General features: G+C 67.9%; 17 protein-coding genes and 2 pseudogenes. 9 read left to right on the plus strand and 10 right to left on the minus strand.

Translation table 11 applies throughout. From position 1 onward, the window contains the following. Window positions 1-28: 28 nt before the first annotated feature. From istA to RI578_RS38645, 4 genes and pseudogenes are all read left to right on the plus strand, one after another. Window positions 29-1,662, plus strand: a pseudogene (gene istA, locus RI578_RS38630) (IS21 family transposase). Further along, the gene (gene istB, locus RI578_RS38635; RefSeq protein WP_310875458.1) at window positions 1,659-2,456 is read left to right on the plus strand and encodes an IS21-like element helper ATPase IstB; all 798 of its coding nucleotides are present in this window, start codon (window positions 1,659-1,661) and stop codon (window positions 2,454-2,456) included. The pseudogene istA and the gene istB overlap by 4 nt, the downstream one beginning before the upstream one ends. A 137-nt stretch (window positions 2,457-2,593) precedes the next feature. Beyond that, the gene (locus RI578_RS38640) at window positions 2,594-3,007 is read left to right on the plus strand and encodes a GNAT family N-acetyltransferase (protein ID WP_310875459.1); all 414 of its coding nucleotides are present in this window, start codon (window positions 2,594-2,596) and stop codon (window positions 3,005-3,007) included. A gap of 222 nt (window positions 3,008-3,229) precedes the next feature. Continuing rightward, window positions 3,230-3,787: pseudogene (locus RI578_RS38645) on the plus strand (alpha/beta fold hydrolase); the annotation flags it as partial. 79 nt (window positions 3,788-3,866) lie between these two features. Here the strand turns inward: RI578_RS38645 and RI578_RS38650 are convergent. Next, the gene (locus RI578_RS38650) at window positions 3,867-5,393 is read right to left on the minus strand and encodes a helix-turn-helix domain-containing protein (protein ID WP_310875460.1); all 1,527 of its coding nucleotides are present in this window, start codon (window positions 5,391-5,393) and stop codon (window positions 3,867-3,869) included. 175 nt (window positions 5,394-5,568) lie between these two features. On the opposite strand from RI578_RS38650, the gene RI578_RS38655 reads away from it, so the two are divergent. Then, window positions 5,569-6,192 carry a hypothetical protein gene (locus RI578_RS38655; protein WP_310875461.1) on the plus strand — a complete coding sequence of 208 codons (624 nt, stop codon included), beginning with the start codon at window positions 5,569-5,571 and terminating at the stop codon, window positions 6,190-6,192. Window positions 6,193-6,360: 168 nt separating this feature from the next. On the opposite strand, the gene RI578_RS38660 is transcribed toward RI578_RS38655, so the two are convergent. Together RI578_RS38660 and RI578_RS38665 are read right to left on the minus strand one after the other, a co-directional pair. Next, complete coding sequence (locus RI578_RS38660) at window positions 6,361-7,077, minus strand: GAF domain-containing protein (protein WP_399062862.1); 717 nt, start codon at window positions 7,075-7,077, stop codon at window positions 6,361-6,363. 319 nt (window positions 7,078-7,396) lie between these two features. Then, window positions 7,397-8,362 (minus strand): helix-turn-helix transcriptional regulator, encoded by a 966-nt coding sequence (locus RI578_RS38665; RefSeq protein ID WP_310875463.1) that lies wholly within the window; start codon window positions 8,360-8,362, stop codon window positions 7,397-7,399. Between the two features lie 154 nt (window positions 8,363-8,516). Here RI578_RS38665 and RI578_RS38670 point away from each other — a divergent pair, with 154 nt between their 5' ends. Further along, window positions 8,517-9,869 carry an MFS transporter gene (locus RI578_RS38670; protein WP_310875464.1) on the plus strand — a complete coding sequence of 451 codons (1,353 nt, stop codon included), beginning with the start codon at window positions 8,517-8,519 and terminating at the stop codon, window positions 9,867-9,869. Window positions 9,870-10,151: 282 nt separating this feature from the next. Here the strand turns inward: RI578_RS38670 and RI578_RS38675 are convergent, their stop codons facing one another. The 3 genes from RI578_RS38675 to RI578_RS38685 are packed head-to-tail and all read right to left on the minus strand — an operon-like array spanning window position 10,152 to window position 10,967. Beyond that, on the minus strand, window positions 10,152-10,523 hold the full coding sequence (locus RI578_RS38675; protein ID WP_310875465.1) for a hypothetical protein: 372 nt from the start codon (window positions 10,521-10,523) through the stop codon (window positions 10,152-10,154). After that, complete coding sequence (locus tag RI578_RS38680) at window positions 10,504-10,749, minus strand: hypothetical protein (protein ID WP_310875466.1); 246 nt, start codon at window positions 10,747-10,749, stop codon at window positions 10,504-10,506. The genes RI578_RS38675 and RI578_RS38680 overlap by 20 nt, the downstream gene beginning before the upstream one ends. Then, window positions 10,737-10,967 carry a hypothetical protein gene (locus RI578_RS38685; protein ID WP_310875467.1) on the minus strand — a complete coding sequence of 77 codons (231 nt, stop codon included), beginning with the start codon at window positions 10,965-10,967 and terminating at the stop codon, window positions 10,737-10,739. Before RI578_RS38685 ends, RI578_RS38680 begins: the two co-directional genes overlap by 13 nt. Before the next feature lie 183 nt (window positions 10,968-11,150). Between RI578_RS38685 and RI578_RS38690 the strand changes: the two genes are divergently transcribed. Then, window positions 11,151-11,381, plus strand: coding sequence for a hypothetical protein (locus RI578_RS38690; RefSeq protein WP_310872074.1), 231 nt, complete (start codon window positions 11,151-11,153; stop codon window positions 11,379-11,381). Between the two features lie 21 nt (window positions 11,382-11,402). On the opposite strand, the gene RI578_RS38695 is transcribed toward RI578_RS38690, so the two are convergent. Further along, window positions 11,403-12,641, minus strand: a complete 1,239-nt coding sequence (locus tag RI578_RS38695) for an IS110 family transposase (RefSeq protein WP_310875468.1) — start codon at window positions 12,639-12,641, stop codon at window positions 11,403-11,405. A gap of 818 nt (window positions 12,642-13,459) precedes the next feature. Here RI578_RS38695 and RI578_RS38700 point away from each other — a divergent pair. Further along, window positions 13,460-13,924, plus strand: coding sequence for a pRL2-23 (locus RI578_RS38700; protein WP_310875469.1), 465 nt, complete (start codon window positions 13,460-13,462; stop codon window positions 13,922-13,924). A 267-nt stretch (window positions 13,925-14,191) separates the two neighbouring features. Here the strand turns inward: RI578_RS38700 and RI578_RS38705 are convergent, their stop codons facing one another. After that, window positions 14,192-14,734 carry a DUF1707 domain-containing protein gene (locus RI578_RS38705; protein WP_310875470.1) on the minus strand — a complete coding sequence of 181 codons (543 nt, stop codon included), beginning with the start codon at window positions 14,732-14,734 and terminating at the stop codon, window positions 14,192-14,194. Window positions 14,735-15,183: 449 nt separating this feature from the next. On the opposite strand from RI578_RS38705, the gene RI578_RS38710 reads away from it, so the two are divergent. Next, entirely contained in the window at window positions 15,184-15,414 is a 231-nt protein-coding gene (locus tag RI578_RS38710) for a YrhK family protein (protein WP_310875471.1), read from the plus strand. 147 nt (window positions 15,415-15,561) lie between these two features. Here RI578_RS38710 and RI578_RS38715 read toward each other — a convergent pair whose 3' ends face one another. Together RI578_RS38715 and RI578_RS38720 are read right to left on the minus strand one after the other, a co-directional pair. Then, window positions 15,562-16,149 (minus strand): hemerythrin domain-containing protein, encoded by a 588-nt coding sequence (locus tag RI578_RS38715; RefSeq protein ID WP_310875472.1) that lies wholly within the window; start codon window positions 16,147-16,149, stop codon window positions 15,562-15,564. Between the two features lie 10 nt (window positions 16,150-16,159). Continuing rightward, window positions 16,160-17,359, minus strand: a complete 1,200-nt coding sequence (locus RI578_RS38720; protein ID WP_310869917.1) for a hypothetical protein — start codon at window positions 17,357-17,359, stop codon at window positions 16,160-16,162. Between the last annotated feature and the right edge of the window lie 17 nt (window positions 17,360-17,376).

Here is a 17,376-nt window from a genome sequence, read left to right on the forward strand (position 1 = left end):
CTGGTGAAAGGTCCTGGTCATGCCGCAAATGTCGAAGGTCGAGCTGTACGCGGCGATCCGGCGCGACCATCGCGGCGGCATGTCGATGCGGGAGCTTGAGCGCAAGCACGGCGTGACGTGGCGGACGGTACGGAAGGCGTTGGACTCGTCCTGGCCGGAGCCTCGTAAGAAGCTGCCTCCCCGAGCCACCACGCTGGACCCGTACAAGCCGGTGATCGACGGGATCCTGCGGGCGGATCTGGACGCGCCGCGCAAGCAGCGGCACACGGTCACCCGGATCTTTCACCGGCTGATCGAGGAGCACGGGGCGGACGTCTCCTATGGGGTGGTGCGCTACTACATCGCCGGCCGGAAGCCCGAGATCCTGGTCGAGTCCGGCAAGGCTCCGTTGGAAGCATTCGTCCCGCAGACGCACCTGCCCGGTCATGAAGCGGAGGTCGACTTCGGTGACGTGACGGTGCGCCTGGGCGGCGAGCTGGTGACCTGCTACCTCTTCTCCTTCCGGTTGTCGTACTCGGGCAAGGCCGTCCACCGCGTGTTCGCCTCCTGCGGACAGGAAGCGTTCTTCGAAGGCCACGTTCATGTATTGCGGACGCTGGGCGGGGTGCCGAGGACGAAGGTCCGCTACGACAACCTGAAGGCCGCCGTCGCCAGGGTGCTGGGGCAGAGCCGCGGAAGAGTTGAGGCCGACCGGTGGATCGCCTTCCGCTCGCACTTCGGCATCGACAGCTTCTGCTGCCGACCCGGCGTCGAAGGCGCCCACGAGAAGGGCGGAGTCGAAGGGATGATCGGTTACTTCCGCCGCAACCACTTCGTCCCCGTCCCCGAGGTCTCCTCGCTCGCCGAGCTGAATGAGATGGTCGAGCAGTGGGACCGGCAGGACGACGCCCGCCGCATCGGCTCCAGGCCCAAGACGGTCGCGGAGTACTTCGCCTCGAACAACCGCTGCTGATGCCGCTGCCCGAGGAACCGTTCGAGACGGGCCGGCTGTTCACCCCGCGGGTCGACCGCTACGGCCAGATCCCGGTCCGCACCAACCGCTACTCGGTCCCGATCCGGCTGATCGGCAAACGCGTGCGCGTCGTACTTCACGCCTCTCACCTGGTGGTTTACGACCAGAACGTGGAAGTTGCCCGGCACGAACGGCTGATCGCGAAGGGCGCCGTCCGCTTGGACTTGGACCACTACCTGGAAGTCCTGGTTCGCAAGCCGGGCGCCTTCCCTGGCTCCACAGCACTGCAACAGGCCCGCTCGGCAGGCAGGTTCACCCCGGTTCACGACGCCTGGTGGGATCAGGCCCGGAAGATACATGGTGACCGGGACGGCACCCGGGCTTTGATCGAGGTGCTTCTGCTGGGGCGTCATCTGGCCCATGAGCATGTCGTCGCCGGCCTGGCTGCGGCCCTGCGGGCCGGGGCGATGACCGCGGACGCGGTCGCTCTGGAAGCACGCAAGGCCGCCCAGGCGGAGACCGAGCCCGCCCCTGCAGCGGACCGGCTGGTTTCCGGCGAATCGTCGGCGACGGTGACGTCCCTGCACGAGTGGCGGCTCGCGCACCTTCCTGCGGACACCAGGCCGCTGCCCTCGGTGGCCCCCTATGACCAATTGCTCCGACGCCGTCGCACCAGCGGCGGCGACCACCGTGAGGGAGAAGCACAGTGACCCTGCCCCGCCAGCGAGGCTTGACCGAGCAGGCCGCCGACGCCGCCATCGACAGCGCCTGTCGGCTTCTGCGGTTGCCGTCGATTCGCAACGAGTTCTCCGACATCGCCGACCGGGCGATGAAGGACCAGATGGCCTATCGAGGCTTCCTCGCTGAGTTGCTGATGACCGAGGGCGACGACCGGTCCCGTCGCCGTTCGGAGCGGCGGATCAAGGCGGCCGGATTCCCGCGGGAGAAGTCGCTGCGGGCCTTCGACTTCGACGCGAACCCCAACATCGACGCCGCCACCATCCACACCCTCGCCAGCTGCGAATGGATCAAGAAGAGCCAGCCACTCTGCCTGATCGGCGACTCCGGCACCGGCAAGTCCCACATGCTCATCGCCCTGGGCACCGAAGCAGCCATGAAGGGCTACCGCGTCCGCTACACGCTGGCCACGAAGCTGGTGAATGAGCTGGTCGAAGCGGCCGACGAGAAGCAACTGAATAAGACCATCGCCCGCTACGGCCGCGTCGACCTCCTCTGCATCGACGAGCTCGGCTACATGGAACTCGACCGACGCGGCGCCGAACTCCTCTTCCAAGTCCTGACGGAACGCGAGGAGAAGAACAGCGTCGCCATCGCCTCGAACGAGTCCTTCGGCGGCTGGACCAAGACCTTCGCCGATCCCCGCCTCTGCGCGGCCATCGTTGACCGCCTCACCTTCAACGGCACCATCATCGAGACCGAAACAGACTCCTATCGCCTCGCCAGCACCCGCGCACGAGCCGAGGAACCCGCCAAAGCCGGCTGAGTTCGATGGCTGCCGATCTTGACGTGCTTGACGAGCGTGAAGTCAGATGCGGTGTCGAGTTCGTAATCAGAAGCAGTCCGCTGCATAGGGGTTTTGGTGTGTTCATAGCGAAAGAGGAAGCTTTCGATCATGAGGAGATGCTCAGCCTCTACGACTCGGTCGGCTGGGAGGGCTACACCAGCGACGTCGACAAGCTCTGCCGCGGCCTGCTGAACTCGCACCTCGTCATCACGGCACGAGACGGTTCAGGAACGCTCCTCGGACTGGCCCGGACCATCTCTGACGACGAGCACATCTGTTACGTCCAGGACGTCGTGGTCAACCCTGCGTATCACCGGCAAGGCATCGGCCGGGCCTTGATCGAGGACCTCATGCCGCGCTACTCGCACTGCCGCTTCTTCCTCCTGTCCACGGACCACGAGTCGTCACCGGAGGGCAAGCGCAACCACGCGTTCTACCGGAGTCTGGGCTTCCTGTCCTACGAGGAAAAAGAGATGGCGGGCTTCGGACTGCCGAGGAACCGCCCAGATCTGCGTGACATGGCGCCATAAACGAGATTCTTACGTGGCCTGAACCGCCCCCGGTCTCCCTTCCGGTCGGCCTCTGTCACTACTCCCACCCTCGACGGCCAGCCGCCCTGTCGGGCGGCTGGCCGTCCCGTGTCCCCAGACACGACAGTGCCGTCATTTGTCATCGACATCCGCGAGCTGGGTGATCACCAACCGCCTCCGGAACCGGTCGACAAACGCTGTTCCTAGAGATCAACGAAGCCAGTGGTGGGCTTCGACGTCGGCACCCCGCCCGCCTTCCTGCTGGCCATGCGTAGGCCCGACCTCGTACGGCGGTTGGTGGTCATGGAGTCGCTGGGCCGGCTGCCCGGGGCCGAGGGCTTCCTCGCCGACGGCCCGCCGTGGTGGTTCGGCTTCCACGGCGAGCCCGGGCTGGCGGAGTCGGTGCTGGCGGGGCACGAGGAGCGGTACGTGGAGTGGTTCCTCGACCGCGGCACGCTCGGCCGCGGGGTGCCGCGGGACGTGCGCGCCCCGACAGTCCGGGCCTACGCGCCGAGCGACGCGCTGCGCGCCGCGTTCGGCCCGTACCGGGCGCTGCCGGTGTCCGCCCGCCACATCCGGTCGGCAGTGGACTCGGCTCGGTTGACCGTCCCCGCGATGACGATCGGCGCTCACCCAGTGGGCCGCGCTCTCGAACACCAACTACGCTCTTAGCAGATGACTTGGAAGGACACGTCATCGAAGACTGCGGCCACATCATCCCTGGACCGTCCCGACGCCCTGCTGATCCTGCTGCGACCGTTCCTCGCGGCGGACCTTTGACCACTCGACCGGCCCGATGCCCGGCGCGGTAGCGTGGCGTCTGCTTGCGACGACTCCGAACCTCATCCTGAAATGATCACTAAGCCGTGTCCGAGCTGTCGGGCCTCCACTGGTGTTCCAGAGTGTCGTACGTGTACCGGGGCAGGCCCTTGATGGCGCTGGTGCGAAGAGGGCGGCCGTCGTCGTCGATGCGCACGGTGCCCTTGCGGCCCTGGGAGGACCAGTCCAGTTCCAGGTACCAGCGGCAGTCGCAGGAACTGGTCTCGGCGGTGACCAGCAGCACCTCGGGGTCCTTTGCCGAGACGCGGTAGGGCATGCGCACGGCCGGGATCGGCGTGCCGGAATCGTTCCCGGCGACCGCGCGGGCGATGGGGCGGTCCTTGTCCAGGTCCACGGCGAAGTACCGGGGAGTGATCGAGCCGCCGCAGCCCTGGTCCATGGCGTAGGCGTTGCCCTCGGCCGGCGCCGTACGGCCGACCACGCGCACCCGCAGCGCCTCCAGCACGACGGCCGTGTCGCTGCGCCCCTGTACCGACAGCTGCACGAGCGTCTCGCCGCCGTGCACCGCGCTCTGCGTCGCCGCCCAGGGCACGGCGTCCTGCGGTGCAGGGGGAGGGGGGACCTGGTGCGGCGGCTTGGCGATGACGTAGTCGTGACCACAACCGAGCTTCCAGGCGTGGGGGTTGACGGACCAGGTGAGCGGCAGCCCGGCGGGCTGTTCGCCGCGGGGCGGGCCGGAGGTCACGCCGGGCGGGTGAGAGGTGTCCGGCGTCTTCTTCGGGGTGGCGGAACCCGAAGGCCGCTCGTAGGTGCGGGTGCCGCTCGGGCTGGGCGATGCGCCCCGTCGCTCAGGCGCCGTGGCCTCCGCCATGCCGGACGCCGCTGGGCCGGACGCCGTCGGACCGGCGGCCCGGGCAGGACCGTCGGCGGACGTCCGCCGCCCGTCCGGCAGGCCGGACAGGGTCCCGAGAGTCGCGAGCACGGCAGAGACGGAGACCAGGGCGACCGCGAGGCGTCTACGGCGGTACCAGGGGCGGCGCGGGAGCGGGGGCGCGCCCGGCGGTCCGGGCGCAGGGCCCGTTTCGGCGACCGGGCTGCTGCTGGCCTTCGGCGCTGTGTCCGGCGTGGCGACCGGGCGGCCGCCGGCGGCCTTCGGCGCCGTGTTCGGTTCGGTGATGCCCTCCACCGCTGGGTCCGGTCCGTCCGCCGCGTCGTCCACGGCTTGTGCCGCCGTGGCGTCGGGCGTGCTCGCCGCCGCCCCCGCCGTACGTGGCCGGTGGCGGGCTGCCACTGCCAGGAGCCAGCGGCGGTGAAGTTCCAGACGTTGCTCCGAGGTCGCCCCGCACAGGGCCGCGAAGCGTTCCACGGGGGCGAAGTCGAGCGGTACCGCGTCGCCCGCGCAGTAGCGATGCAGCGTCGAGGTGTTCATGCCCAGGCGGCGGGCCAGCGAGCCATAGCTCCGGTCCGTGTGCTCCTTCAGGGCCCGCAGCAGCACCGCGAACTCCGCCACCTCGTCGATGCCGTCGCCGTCGTCCTGTGCCGACACAGGTTCCCCCCGTCCTCGTACGAGCCCATCCGGCCCGGGACGGTATCCCAGGCACCCCATGTACCTGCACGTCAGACGGGCTGGGATGGTTCCACCGTGCCCGATCGGCCGTCGGCTGTTGCGCCCGGCCGCTGTGAACGCTGATGCTCTTGGTGCGGCACCGACCAGGCCCGGGCAGACCAGCCGGCCTCGCCGCGGCATCCACGTCCACGCACTCATCCACGGGGGAACACCCATGTCCATGCGCGTCCGAACGAGCGCTCTCACCGCACTCACCGTCGCCGCCCTCGCGGTGGGCGCGGTCCTCACAGCACCGGCCGCCGGCGCCGCGCCGAAGGCTCCCACGCCCAAGTTCCTGTCGGCGTCCCAGCTGCCGCCGCATCCGACGTCGTCCTGGACCGCCGGGCCGGTCACCGACGGGTTTCCGGAGGAACTCGGCCTCTGTGTGAGCACGGAGGGCGTGCCCGCCTACGACTACCGGCACCGGGAGTTCCGGACCGACCTGGAGACCAGCGCCGTGCAGTTGACCGTCGTGACGGGAACAGCCGCCCAGGCCAAGGCCCTGGCGAAGCACTACGACGACCTGATCCGCACCTGCGCCGACCGTATCGAGGAGTCCTCGCCCGACGTCGAGGCCGAGGGCCGGGACTACGGCAAGCTGCCGGTCGAGGAGGGCGCCCGCGTCCGGGGCCTGCACACCGAGACGTCCTGGGGCGCCACAGACATCGCCCTGCTGTCGGTCGGGCGGGACGGCAGGACCGTCACCGTCGTGGAGTGGGGACAGATGGGCGACTTCGGGAACGCGCCCGTGGCCGCCTTCAAGAAGACCACGAGCACGGCCGTCGACAAGCTGTACTGACCGGGCGGCCACCGCAAAGGCCGGGGCCGTCCTCCCGTCACGGGGGTCGGGAGGACGGCCCCGTATCGGTCATGCCCCGGGGCGGGGCCGTCGTACGTCGGCCAAGTTCCCCCTGGGCACCCTGCCCGGGGGATCGGGTGTGGGCAGCTGAGCTCTGGCCGGGAATGGTCAGCGGGCTGTGGCGCTGATGCTGATGCTGTGGAGGTGCTCGAGGGCGTCCAGGACAACGGTGTGCCGGTGCCAGAGCAGCCATCGGCCGATCTGCGTTCCGAGGGTGTCCAGAGCATCGAGCTGGGCTTGGCTGAGGCCGGGCAGGGGCCGTTCGTGGTGGGAGGAGACCATGCCCAGCACCGCCCCGGACGGACTGGTCAGAGGCAGACTGTGGACTCCCCGGGCGCCTGTCTGCAGGATGGCGTGGCGGGAGTCGTCGTCGAAGATGTCCGCGACGGCCGCGTCCTTCACCGTGACTTGACGTCGTTCCTGGGCTGCCTGCGCGCAGGCCGTGGTCGAGTCCTGGACGAACGCGAAGAAGTCGGTGAACTCCTGGTTCAGACCCGTGTGCTTCTCCAGGCGTAGCAGCCCGTTTTCCGCCAGCTGCACGTTGCCCATCCCGGTGTCGGTGATGTGCAGCATCCGCCGCATCGCAGCCCTCAGTACGGCCCCGTGGTGGCGGCGTTCGGGTCCCTCCACCCCCAGGCCCGTCAGCGGCGGCGGACTGTAACGGGCTCGACGGGGAAACCACTGTGCCGCGCCGGCGCCGGGCCCGGGAATATGCGTGACAGCGTCGGCCAGGGTGTGCAGCCTGATGTTGAACCGCTGCGACGTCTGGCGCAGCAACTCGAAGGAGACCTGCGGGCCGGCCAACCGGTAGCGGCCGACGAGCACCTCCTGGGCACGTGCGACACCGGCATGAGCCAGCCGGCGATTACGCTCTTCGACGCCACCCCGTTGGGCGCCCCTGACCGTCACGGTGACACGAGGCGCTACGCGACCGGCAGGCGCCGCATCCCGGCATTCGTGGCTCACGCTACGGACTCCCTGAGATCCTGGAGGAAACAGTGTCCGCGGCACACATACATGCGTGCGCCGCGGGCGTGCCTGCTTCCCAAGCACCCGTTCCACCATAGCGAACACCGCAACCGTGCACGCCTGCCGCAGTCGTGAGGTGCCGCCCCGAGCGGCGATTTTCTCCAGTTCTACAGTTCTACGCCCGCGTAGTCGCGGCGGTGAGGCCCGCCATCTGGGTCAGACGTAGGGAGGTGGACTCATCGGCCGGCGTCATCACGGTCATCCGGTGTCCCGTCTCCGGAACATCGGTGGAGACGAAGTTCAGCCGGAGCTGCCCGACAAGAGGACTGTCGAGGCGTTTTGTCTCGTACTGCCGGGGCAGCACGTCGTGACGAGCCCACAGGCGGGCGAAATCCTCTGATCGTTCCCGGAGGTCGTCAACGATTCCGCCAGCGGCAGGGGCGCCGATGTCGGCGCCGACCTCGGCGCGCAATCTCGCGACCATCCGGGCGGCAACCAGGTCAACGTCGACGTAGCGGCTGCGCCAGTCAGGGTCGGTGAAGAACTGCACCGCGCAGTTGCGTTCATCCGGCGGGATGAGGTCCATGTCGGTGAACAGAAACCGGTAGGCACGGTTGTATGCCACCACATCGAACAGCGGGGTTTGCAGGCACGCGGGGAACGGGTCGAGCTTGTCCAGGACAGGCTGAAACGCCGCGATGAGCCCCGGATCACATTCGGCAGAGGGCTGGGCTTTCGGCGTACTCGATCCGGCGAGCTGGTGCAGGTGCCGCCTCTCGGTGTCATCCAGTTGCAGGGCTCGGGCGACCGCCTGCAGGACATGCGTGCTGACGTTGATGGGCCGACCCTGTTCGAGCCACGTGTACCAGGTGACGCCGACCCCCGCGAGGACGGCGACCTCTTCGCGCCGTAGCCCGGGCGTCCGCCGTCGCCCTGTGGACGGGAGGCCTACCTGCTGCGGCGTTACTCGTTCGCGCCGACTGCGGAGGAAGTCACCGACCTCGCGCCGTACCGCGGCGGGCCCGGTCTCTGTCATGTCTTCGTCCTCCCGTACGGAGAGCCCCGGTATGCGGGTGGTGGCAGTACCCCCATAAATGGACTTCTGGTTCCAGGATAAGCGGCGCTCGATGATCGACGGCATGACCACATCTTCTGCACCGCAGGGCAGTCCGCTTTCCCCTACAGGCGAACCTGGTAGGAAGGACGACCGCGCCGCGCCGCCGTCTGCACTGGGCCTGCCCGAGCCTCCAACTCCGGGGCTCGGGACGGGCCGACTCCTGACGACACTGTCGGCGTTGCTGCTGTCGGTGGTCAGTTTCGCGGCGGCGGGTATCGCCGTGCCCGACATCGGTGCGTCTTTGGGGGCCACGGCTGCCGAGCAGTCGTTGGTGGTGTCGGTGTATGCGCTGGGGTTCGCCGTTCCGATGGTCCTCGGGGGCAGACTCGGGGATCTGTACGGACGACGCCGACTCTTCCTGCTCGGTATGGCCGGGTTCACCCTGTTCTCCCTGGTCGCGACCCTGGCCCCGAGCATCACCGTGTTGATCGCCGCGCGGGCCCTCACCGGGATCTCCGCTTCGGCCATGGTTCCCCAGGTGCTGGCGACGATCACGGCGTCCACCCAGGGGCCCGAACGTGCCCGGGCTGTCGCGCTGTTCGGTGCGACCGCGGGCGGGGCCACGGCGATCGGTCAGGTCCTCGGCGGCGTGCTGCTGTCCGTCCCCCTGCTCGGTGCCCCCTGGCGAATGATCTTCGCTATGAGCGTGCTCATGGGCGTGATCGCGTTCGGCGCTGCGCTGCGCTGGCTGCCCGATACCAGTGCGCCCGGCCACCGATCGCTCGACCTGATCGGGACGACACTCCTCGGGCTCGCCCTGCTGGCACTCATGATCCCGATCTCCCAGGGCGGCGCGCTGGGCTGGCCGGTCTGGTGCTGGGTGCTGCTGGGGGCAACGCCCGTACTCTTCGCAGGATTCTGGCGGTGGCAGTTGCGGCTGCACCGTAGTGACCGCGTCCCGCTCGTTCCGCCGCCCCTGTTTCGACTCAGCTCCTACCGGATCGGGCTGGTGATGGCGTTGATGCTCCAGTCCGCGTTCGGTGGGTTCACGTTCCTCTACGCGATCTCCACGCAGACCGGGCTCGGATGGTCTCCCATGCACGCGGCCCTCGTGCTGCTGCCGTTCTCCCTGTGCTTCCTCACGGTGTCGATCTGGTCGGGAAAACTCGCGCCCCGTTTCGGGTTCCGCAGGCTCCTCGCCATCGGCGGCCTCACCCAAGCCGCACTCCTGAGCATCACAGCCGTCTCCGCATTCCTCCAGGGTGCCGGCCTGAACTCGTGGACGTTCGCCGCCCTCCTCGTCGGAGTCGGTGTCGGTCAGGCCCTCATGTTCGGGCCGCTCGTCGGAGCGATGATCGCCGAGGTCCCTCCGGCGTCTGCGGGAGCAGCATCCGGCGTGCTTCAAACCACACAGCAAGCCGCGATGGGCCTCGGCGTCGCCGTTGCCGGAGGTCTCCTCGCTGCGACCCTGGCCGGCTCCACAGCCCCGACAGGTCAGGCCTACACGAACGCGCTGGCGATCTGCATGCTCGTCCAGGCGGCATTCGCCATAGTGTTCGCCCTGTGCGCGCTCGCCCTGCCCCGGCGCTGACAGCGCCGGACCCGCCCTCGAGACCCTGTTTCGCCCCTCTTCGCGGTGCTTCACGCTGTGAGCCTGGGCGGCGCACTGAATCGAGAGGCTGCCACGAGTAATGGCTGATGCCTTTACTCACTTCGCGGTCGTGCTCTGCGAACTCAAAGAGGGCGCGACCGCACCCTCCGGCCCCAGAACTCCGCAGGCGATCTCCGTCGGCACCGCGGTGCTCTGAACCCGCCGGCGACGGCCCTGGTCGTGCTCGTGCAGGGCGCGGGCCTCGGACAGCAGAAGTCAATGTCAAGATCCGTGACTCGGACCGCGCAGAGGCGGCTTGGTTGACATCCTGATCTTGATGTCGTTCTTGCCGTGCCGGGCGACTTCGTGCAGACCCATGCGCCGGTAGAGGGCATGGGCTCGCTGGTTGACCGCGAGGACGTCCATGCCCGCATCGGCGCTGTCGACGGTGATGATCTGCCAGCGCCCAGGGCTGAACGCGCGGGCGTGGAAGTCGCGTTGGACGTCTTCGTCCCAGCCCCAGATCTGGGTGATGTAGGCGCCCATGGCGGCTTTGTGCAGTTGGAAGCAGTACTCTTCGTCCGCGGCGGTGGCCGGCCGCATGCCGGTGGCGGTCATGCCGCCCGCGCCTTGATCATCGGTGAACTTCTCCACCTCCTTGGGAAACTTCGTCGGCCCACACGCAGACGTAGTCGGCTTCGGACAGCTCGTCGTTCGTGAACGCGGTGTGGTCGGCCCACCACTGCCGCGGCAGCCGATTGTTGATCTTGGGGGACTTGCGGCACCACGGCGGCAGAGTGGCGGAGGAGAGCCTATTGCGCTCGCCCGTGGCCTCGTCGATGCGCCTGCCGTTCACGCGTGGCGCCTTCACCTCGACCACGCCGGCCGCGGTCGTGACCTTGCCGGCTGGTGGCAGCCGTTGCGCACTTCCAGGTGCTGGACACGATCGTCGGAGTCGCTCGCCAACTGGGCCGTATACGCGTTGACTTCGGCTTCCAGCGCGGCGGCCAGGCGCCTTCGCGCGCCCTTCCGGGCGATCTCGTCGATCGGGTAGGAGCGGTTGGTGGTGGTGCCGTCGTCATTCACTACGCTGAGCACGGAGGCGCCTTCCCGGCCAGTGCCGCGAACACCGGCCTTGCTCGGTGGCCTATCGATCGATCACCCGGGAAGGTACGTCCTTCCCGAGCCGATCCACAGACACCTCACGTTGCTATGCCGTCAAGTCGCACCCCCCTGGCCCGTGTAGCGTGACCTCCCTATTCGAACGGGTGGGTTGGAACGATGGTCGACGTTGTGCGCGTGATGGAGGCGCTGGCCGAGCAGGGTGTCACGGTGCTCTTGAAGGCGGATGCGGAGCGCATGCGTGATGGCGTCCGGCCGTGGACCTTCGTCGCGAACGGCGGCCCCTTTTATGAGGACCTGCTCGTGCGCACTGATGCGGCCTCGGTGGAGGCCTGCCTGAAGATCTGTCTGCCTCAGCTGCGTGACCGCGGGCTGGTCATCCCTAAGTGAGCTGCGACCCAGTCGGTTGATCTATGCAGCAGCGGCTTCTGTCGCTTCAGGTGACGCCGGAAAGGCCAGGCTCTCATCGAAGCATCGCCGGTGCTGCAGGCAGTGGTAGAGCTGTCCGATCATGCGGTTGAAGAGGTTGCGCTGGGCGGCCGCGTGCCAGTCGCCTTGTTCGCGGCGGCGCCTGTAGTGGGCGTTGGCTCCGGTGGATGCCCGGAGTGAGGCGAAGGCCCAGAGGTAGCCGGCGTGGTTGAGCCGGTCGTTCTTCACCCAGCGTCTGGTGATGGCGGACTTCTTGCCGGAGGCGCGGGTGATGGGTGAGGAGCCGGCGTATGCCTTGAGTCCGCGGGCGTCGGCGAACCGGGCGCGGTCGTCGCCGATCTCGGCCAGCACTCGGGCGGCGAGCTGGATGCCGAGTCCGGGGAAGCTCAGCAGGATCTCAGCATCCGGGTGTTGCGGGAAGGCCTCTTCAACCGCTTCGGCGAGCTGGTCGGCGGCGGTGCAGGCGGCGTCCAGCTGGATGAGGAGGGCGAGCATCTGCTTGCCGAGCGCGTCCTCGACCAGCGGCGGCTGGTGGGCCCACTCCGCGCGGAAGACCTCGCGGAGGCGCTCGGCCTCGGCCTCGATGCCGCGCTGGCGACCCGCGCGCTTGAGCGCGGCCTGGATCTGGGTGCGGTTCAGCCGCGCGGCCCGGGCCGGGGTCGGGGCGGTCTTGAGGAGCTCGCGGGCCTCAGGTCGACACAGGCCGTTGGTCCAGTTGGCGAAGGCGGCCAGAGCAGCGGGGTAGTACTCGCGCAGCAGGGAGCGGAGCTGGTTGGCGAGCTGCTGGCGGTTCCACAGCGAGTCCTGCTGGGCGCGGGCGAGGACGGTGATCGCGCGGCCGAGGTCCGAGTCGTCGGGCAGGGGCCGGTGGGCGTGCATGTCGGTGCGGAGGATGTTGGCCAGGACCAGGGCGTCGCCGGGGTCGGACTTCTTGCGGGAAACGCTGTGCCGGTCGCGGTAGCGGGCGGCGGCCATCGGATTGATCGCGAACACCTTGCGCGTGCCGGTCCGCAGGATCGCGACGAGCAGGCCGCGGGAGGTCTCGATCGCGACCGGGATCGGACACTCCTCGATGTCGCCATACTCGACGAGCAGTTCCAGCAGGACCCTGTAGCCGGCTGCGTCGTCGGTGATGTGCCGCTTCGCCAGCAGCTGGCCGGTGTCGTCGACCAAGGCGACATCGTGGGTTCGTTCCGCCCAGTCGATTCCGCAGTAGATCAAGATTCCCTCCCCAGAGTTCGGTGTTTGCGCTGGTCACGAGCGCATGCGGGCCACGCAGCGACCTAATCCCAGGCCTCGACCGCATCGCGGTCGGGCCGCCACCTCACTAGCCGTTCGTGGCACCAGCGCACCCCACGGGCCTCGGTCTATGCGGGAGCTCAGACGGCTCGGGCATATCAAGAGGTCACCGTGCGATGGGCTCGCACCACCAAAGCCAACGAGTGATCAAGGCGATTGGGATTGACGACGCCGGACGGCACCAGGTCTCAGCCGAGGCCTCATGGACCAGGCTGGCTTTAGGAATCCGTCCGGCGCCGACGAAGGTGGTGGCGGTCGCGCGGGCGCCGGACGACGCACGGTCTACAGCTAGGCGTCAAGGCTCGGCGGTCGTGAGGCATCCGTCCGGCGCCTGCGTGACTGCCACCACCACTCGCACCAGACCGCGCACCCGGTCTACGTTGAGGCCTTGTCGGCCCGGCTGCCTCTGGATGTCACAGTCTGGTACTCGAACGCTCCGAGGAACACCCGCTCCGACGGATCGCTCATAACTACGGATTAGGTCTTGAGCATGACTCGACAGCGCATTCATCCGGCTGCTCCCCGAGTCGGCCGGTACGTAGACGGGTGAAGGCAATCGTTCCGTGGCCGGCCTGCTCGGTGTGACCCGCAGCGCTGGAGTTTTGTTGGTGTTCGGCTTCGCGGCGTTCCTCGTCGGCGTCCACCGGCGGGTGCGTTCGAGGTCACGCAGCTGTACCCGCTGAAGATTGATCGTGTGGGTAGGACGGCAGTGCATGTATCTCACTTGAAGGGCGGGGGCCATGAACGGTATGTGGGCGAGTGTGGTGGCTGTGGCGGGGACGCTGCTGGGAGTACTCGCCACGGGACTGTTGCAACGGTGGATATCGGTCCGGGCCGAGCGGGAAGCCGGGCTGCAGCGTCTTCGAGAGGCAGCGATCATGCTGGCCGACGCGTTGACGGACTACAGAGGGCGGTTGTACTGGGAGACGAGCCTGCGTTCCTCTGCCGAGACGACGCCTGAGCAGGAAAGAGAGGCCAGGAAGGAAAGTTGGGCTTCTCGGTCGCAGGTGAACTACGCGATGAACCGGCTGCGGCTGTCCACGCGGGACGACAGCCTTCTCGAGTTGGCGACGGCCGCTCGTGACGCGACGTTTGGTGTCCAGACGCAAACGTGCACTCCGCACGAGGCACGCGAGCAACAGCATGCGTTTCTGAGGACTGTTGCCGCGCTGGCGCCTCAGTCCGTGCAGCCCATCTCCAGCTGAGTCTCAGTGCAGGATGGCATACGCTCAAGGTTCGCTGGGCTCTTATTCGGGATCGGGCGAGCCCTTCGCAAGGTCGCTCACTCATGGGCGCCGGGTGTGGCTTTCATGGTCCTGCCGTTCGTGGCTTCCAACGATTGGCCGCCCGACGCCCCACGACAACTCGGCTGCCGATTCGGAATTGCGAACGATCCCTCTGTAGGGAATCGACAGTGCGGTCGTCCGTTGAGGCGCCCCGCAGTCGGCGGGGCCGAAGCGCCGGATGCGGCCTCAACGCCGGGCGTGGCGGATCTTCAAGCGTCCGAAGCCCATGGTTCCAGAGATTCGCACCGTTGGCCCGCCGGGCCGGGAACGCCGAGGCACCTTGTAGCGCAGGTCCTTCCACCCAGTGCTCAAACCTTCGACGTCAACCACCGCGTCACGAGGCACCGTGATTTTGGCCCCGCCGGTTCCGAGCTGCAGCTCGATGTCGACGAGCGAATGCTCGATGATCGCCCGGGACAGATCCAGGCGCACCCTTCCATATGCTGACCCGACCTTGAGGAATCGAGGTACCCGCCATGCGCCGCGCCGCTGGATCCGTCCGCCGGCGGCCGCGATCGTCGACGTGCTTCCGGGGTGCTCCTCGGGGAGCGAGACCAGAGCTAATGAGAGCTCGTTGTGCGCCTTGGCGGTAAGCGCCTGGTGAAGGCGCTTGTCCAACTCCTCATGGGAGATGAGCCCTTCGGCGTACGCCTCCTGCAGGCGCTGCACGGCCGTATTGCGGTCGCCTTCGCCGATCAGCGGCGGCGAGTTTTCCGGTAAGGAGGTCACCGTTTCACCCTACTGCTGAGCCGGCGATGCGAACCCTCCAAGGCCCATGGCGGGCGCGTACCCGATGGGGAGGCCGACCGCTCGTCATCATGCTCTCGATCGTCGACCCCGGCGAGCTTGTGCGGTCAAAGCACCAGGCGGCGTTGCACCATCTGACCTCACCCTGGTGCTGTCGGCGGCATCCGGACGGAATCATCGCCGATCCCGAGCCGCGTGGGGACGGGCCACCGCCTGGTCGTCGTCCACGGTCTCTGTCCTGGCCCATGTGCTGCGCTCGACGGCGAGGACGGCCATGACCGGAGACAGAAGCCCACGGACGGAGGCAGTCCGTGGTGACTCAGTGGCGGTCGGCGAGACGGCAACGGGGTGTTTCCTGCCTCGCTTCGGGCGGTACCCCAGTAGCTCGTGCAGCCATTGGACGACCCAGGACCGGAAGGAATGACGGCTTGTTGGCCCGATTCGAACGATACCTGCTCCAGGACTTTCCGCTGATCCACTTGGTGATCGGCGGCTTCGGCAACACGGCATTTCTGGTCGGTAGTGTGTGTTTCCTGTTTCCAAGTCTCGAGAAAGTCGCTCTGTGGCTGTTTGTGGCGGGCTCGCTGGGCATGTTCGCGGGCACCCTCGGTGAAGTGTTCGTCCGCCACGCGCGCAGGACCCGCCAGCGAGTGGGGAGCTGACCACCGCACCTGAGCCCTCGACTCCCCTTTCCTGAGCCGGGCGGATCACGGCGTCGACGGCGCCCTTGGTGCAACCGGCCAGTGTCCTGCCACGTGCCCGGGGTCCGGCTTGGCGGACCCCGGGGGTGAGCCGGAGGGGGACGAGTTTCAGTTCCCCATGGCTTTGCGGACGGCGTCCTTGGTGCGGTCCATGAGGGCGGCGACCGGCCCGAGGGCCATGTTCTTGGCCCCGGATTCGACGCCCGGGTGGGGCCGGGTGGGTGCCATGGCCTCGGCGGCCTTGATGGCCTTGGCCATCGCGGCCAGGTTGGCGGCGTCGGTGCTGCGGCGGATGTGGCTGAACTCGTAGCGTTCCTCGGCCCGCGCGTGCTCCTGGACGTCTTTGCGGAGCTTGAGCAGCTGGGGCATGAACTTCGGGTCGTCGGTGTCCAGTTCGTCGAGGGCGGCCAGTGTTTCCTTGGCCGCCTTCTCCTCGGCGAGACGGTCCTTCACGACCTGCTCGCCGCCGGGGAATCCCTTCCGGGCGAAGGGGTGGACGACCTCTTCCTCGGCCGTCTCGTGCACGGCCAGCAGGCGCACCAGCCGGCGGAAGGCATCGCGGCGCTCCTCGCCCTCGGCCGCCTCGACCTCGTCGAAGAGATTGCGGATGTCACCGTGCTGGCGCATCAGCAGGGCGACGACGTCGTCGTCCTTGGCCTGGTCGTCCCCGGCGTGCGGGGTCTTCAGCTCGGACATCCCGGCCTCCTTACTTCTCGCGCTGGGAGGGATCGGGGTGCTCGCCCTCGGTCTGGACGCGGTACTCGCGGCCGAACATCTCGTCGTGCTCGGTCATCACCCGGTCGCTCGGGGGTGCCTCGCCGCCGTGGATCTGCTCCTGCATCTGTTCGAACCGCTCGTGCGCCTCGCGGACGTAACCCGCCCCGAGCGTCGTGAGGTCCATCTGGGTGTCGAGCAGTTCCCGCAGGTAGCCCTTGTTCGGCTCGAACGTGAGCACGTTGGGCAGCTCGGGGGCGAGCACCGAGGCGGGGTCGCGGCCGTCGTGGCGGCGCATGAGGTCGCAGGCGGCGTGCAGGTGCTCCAGCTCCATGTTCAGGTGCAGTTCCCAGATCGCCTTGACCTTGGGATCGCTCTCCTGCTCCATGAAGGAGTGGTAGAGGTAGCACTCGTTGTACTCGTGGTTGACCAGCTGCTCCCACCACGTCTCACCCGGGTCCACCAGGGACTCGTAGTGGGTGACGTGCTCCTCCTCGATCAGCCCGATCTCCTGGTAGAGCTGACGGGCGATCGGCTCCATGTAGGTGGGACCGGTGTTCATGTAGAAGTTCATGGTCTGCTGCTCCGCCGACATGACCGTCAGCGCGTGCAGCTTCGACAGCGGGTCGGTCTGGTCCTTGGCGTACGGGTCGCGGACGTTGTCGACCGGATTACGGTGGTGGAGCCTGGTGGGCCGGCCGGGCATGACCTCGGTCAGGCCGTCGACGATCGACTCCGCCTTGCGGTGCTCGATCATCTCGTACAGGTTCGCGTACCGGTACAGGTGGTCGAAGTCCTCCAGCACACCGAACTGGTACGCCTGCTTCAGGTACGGGTCCGGCTCCATCCGCGCCACCCACGCCGTCAGGTCCACCGCCACCTGCTCGTACGCGATCGTCGTCTCCAGCACCGAGGAGACACCCGGCAGCAGCCAGTTCACCACCTTCTGCTGCTGCGCCTCGATGTAGCGCACGCGCGCCAGCTGCCGCTTGATCTCCGGGTCCACGGTGTGCCGGGCGAGCTGGTGGCTGAACATGATCGCCTCCACCTCGATCCCGTTCATCGTGATGATCCGGCACCGGGTGTACGGGTCACAGTGGTCCGGGTCGATCGGATCCACGTTCAGCTCACGCCAGCTACGCAGCTGACGGTCCAGCGGGATACCCCGCTGCTCCAGCGGATTGAACGTCATGAGGGTGCCTCCTGAGC

The sequence above is a fragment of the Streptomyces sp. BB1-1-1 genome (assembly GCF_031597775.1).
GTDB classification, from domain to species: domain Bacteria; phylum Actinomycetota; class Actinomycetes; order Streptomycetales; family Streptomycetaceae; genus Streptomyces; species Streptomyces thinghirensis.

Excerpts from the sequence above, each read along its gene's own strand:
- RI578_RS38690 (WP_310872074.1), top strand. The coding sequence starts at position 11,151 with ATGGTCGACGTTGTGCGCGTGATGGAGGCGCTGGCCGAGCAGGGTGTC.
- RI578_RS38715 (WP_310875472.1), bottom strand. The coding sequence starts at position 16,149 with ATGTCCGAGCTGAAGACCCCGCACGCCGGGGACGACCAGGCCAAGGAC.
- RI578_RS38650 (WP_310875460.1), bottom strand. The coding sequence starts at position 5,393 with ATGGGGTGCCTGGGATACCGTCCCGGGCCGGATGGGCTCGTACGAGGA.
- RI578_RS38640 (WP_310875459.1), top strand. The coding sequence starts at position 2,594 with ATGCTCAGCCTCTACGACTCGGTCGGCTGGGAGGGCTACACCAGCGAC.
- RI578_RS38720 (WP_310869917.1), bottom strand. The coding sequence starts at position 17,359 with ATGACGTTCAATCCGCTGGAGCAGCGGGGTATCCCGCTGGACCGTCAG.
- RI578_RS38655 (WP_310875461.1), top strand. The coding sequence starts at position 5,569 with ATGTCCATGCGCGTCCGAACGAGCGCTCTCACCGCACTCACCGTCGCC.
- RI578_RS38700 (WP_310875469.1), top strand. The coding sequence starts at position 13,460 with ATGAACGGTATGTGGGCGAGTGTGGTGGCTGTGGCGGGGACGCTGCTG.
- RI578_RS38665 (WP_310875463.1), bottom strand. The coding sequence starts at position 8,362 with ATGCCGTCGATCATCGAGCGCCGCTTATCCTGGAACCAGAAGTCCATT.